The sequence below is a fragment of the Providencia sp. PROV032 genome (assembly GCF_028484875.1).
In the GTDB taxonomy this organism is placed as follows: Bacteria; Pseudomonadota; Gammaproteobacteria; order Enterobacterales; family Enterobacteriaceae; genus Providencia; species Providencia rettgeri_E.
Genome location: NZ_JAMPSX010000065.1, coordinates 1 through 2630, shown reverse-complemented (window position 1 = coordinate 2630; position 2630 = coordinate 1). Strand labels below are relative to the sequence as shown.

At 47.0% G+C, this 2630-nt stretch carries 1 protein-coding gene; it reads right to left on the bottom strand.

Translation table 11 applies throughout. From position 1 onward, the window contains the following. Positions 1–35 precede the first annotated feature (35 nt). Entirely contained in the window at positions 36–2594 is a 2559-nt protein-coding gene (locus tag PSF42_RS20590) for a fimbria/pilus outer membrane usher protein (RefSeq protein ID WP_272680571.1), read from the bottom strand. Positions 2595–2630 lie beyond the last annotated feature (36 nt).

Here is a 2630-nt window from a genome sequence, read left to right as displayed (position 1 = left end):
TTATTAAACGGGACCGAATCATCCCGTAATGCTTATTATTGGCACTGTGTATTTAATGTTCTCACTGGAGAGTCCGCTGTGACGGCTATTTTTTCTAATGCCGAGTAAGTCACTGTACATTGGCCCGTTTTGCCTCCCCACTGAATGTGAATGCGCCCTGAATCCGGTAATCCACTCATGTATAGCTGGCCATTTGAGCCGACAATACCGGTGTTGATATCGCTATCGTCACTGTCTTCTGTAATTAATGTGGCTATTGCGCCAAACGGAGGCATTTTCCCAGTGTTCGATAAGTTAATCATCGCTTGATAACCCACTTTGGTCCTGAAGTGACGTTTAATCACCGCACCTTCTGTTGGGTACACCATCATGGACGTATCTTTAAATGTCGTATCATCCGGTAATGTATTAACGTTAACCGCGATTTGGTTAGCCGTGTTGCTGGCTAACTGAGGGATCACGGCATTACCAAAGCGGTCAAATTGTGCGCCCATGGTTAATGCGGCACCTTTTGCGCCATCCGCGGTAATGATAGCAATGGTGTCCCCAACGTTCGGGGCTAATGTCACGCCATCAGAATGCGCAACTAACCCACCACTGAGTGTTCCATTCATAGCGCGATTCGTATCGGAGTAGCTGTAACCTGCAGATAACGTGGCGTTATTACCGGAATACGTCCCGTTAACACTGCCTCCGTAGTTGCTGTTTCGGCTGTCATAGTTTTGATACAAGCCGTAGCTGAAGCGGTTGCTCATCGCACTGCCAGTTAAACCTGCTTGGTGGCGTGTATCACCGTGGTTATCAACGCTCATTCCGTAACGGGCACTCATGGTTTGCGCCATTTCACTGTTGGTTAACAGGCTCAACGGTACCGACACATCGAACGACACCACCCGGTTTTCTGGCCAGCTGTTGTTGTAGCTTTTCACGCGGTCAACCATGTAGGCCAAGCTATAAGAAACACCTCGGAAGTTGTTGTTATAGGACAATCCAACGGAGGTATTAGAGCTCTGCCCTCCCCAATAGGTATTTTTCGAGGCTCTCAGTGATAAGGAGCCATATGAATCAAAGGATTGGCTGATGGATGTCTGGAAACTGTAACGTTGACGTGAGCCCGTCCAAGGCGCCAAGCCATCTTTCAACTCATAACCCGCGTTGTTGTAATCCGAGAAAGAATAGAAGTTCTCGGTGGTATAACGCAGCGCCGTCAAGTCAAAGGAGGTTCCCGTAGAAAGCAAGCTTTTCGAATAACGAATACGGTAAGACTGCCCTTTTAGGTTTTTCCCTGAGAATTTGGCATCGGAATGCGTAATGTCCGTGGACAGCGCCCCAAGCACGCCCAGTGACAAGCCAATACCGCCCACCACTGAGTTATAGCCGTTAGAGACCAGTAACCCACCATAGGTGGTGATATTATGAGGCAGACCAACACTAAATGAACCGAGTGCAAAGGTTTTACGCTCAGAGTCCACCGTTATTCCACCATTGTAGCGTCCTGCAGAAACCTCGTAGTTGTACGAACCTTGGCGCTCCATCATAGGCAGTGAAGAGTAGGCTTGGGTGAAGACAGTTTGTTTGCCATCTTCTTCTTCCACGGTCACTTCCATGTCCCCCGCCAACCCGCTGGCTGGGATATCACGAATAATAAAACGGCCTGGTGCGACGAAGGTTTGGTAAACCACGCTACCGTTTTGGCGCACGGTGACGGTGGCATTGGTGTTAGCAAAACCTTCAACCACAGGAGCAAACCCTTGCATGCTGCTAGGGTCGAGTTGTGGGTTAGATTTCAGCGTTGCCCCTTTCATGGGAATGGAGTCAAAGATATTGCCCCCTGTTGAAATCTCACCAGCGCGAAAGGTAGATTTAATCGCATTAATGGTGCGATAAACATACGTATTGGTGAAGTTGGAATCACTGTTGCTTGAGTCCCCACTGCTTTTACTGTAGTTGTACAGGTAGCTGGTTCTCAGGCGCCATGCACCCACGTTGATCCCTGCATTTAAGTTAGCAAATAGGGAATCATTGGTACTGGATTTTTGGTTATGTTGAGCTAACTGACGGTTATTACTGTAGTTAAAGACATAGTCCATGACTAACGCAGTCACACCGTCATCACGCAATTCAGGGGGAATATAGCCTGCGAAATTAGGCACCATCGCAATTTGTGGCACGGATAAATTCACGGTTAATGTTTGAGCATCAAACGTGATAGTCGCATCGGCAATATAGTCCGACAGTTTTGCAATCTTAACCTCTTCGCCAAGATCTCTTAATTTAGGTAATGCAGAGGTATTCACCCCCAGTTTTTTCAGCTCACCCACGGTAAATACAGGGATAATTTGGCCATCGGGTTGTTTATCAAAGGCAATATTGAATTCCCCGGAAGGGACCAAATTGACATTCACCATGACATCGTATTTACCCGGCGTTAGAGTATTGCTATTAGCGAAGTCATTTAAATCGAGCTGAGAAACATCAATCCCGCTCCCATGCATTAATAAGCCTGGGTCAAAATATGATTCGGCAGGCGAGAAAGAGGGCGCCATTGCATAGCAGCAAAGAAAAACCTCTAATGCAATTATGTTTAATTTCATCCCTTTCACTGCATCACCTTTTGTTATTTATTGTTG

Excerpts from the sequence above, each read along its gene's own strand:
- PSF42_RS20590 (WP_272680571.1), bottom strand. The coding sequence starts at position 2,594 with ATGAAATTAAACATAATTGCATTAGAGGTTTTTCTTTGCTGCTATGCA.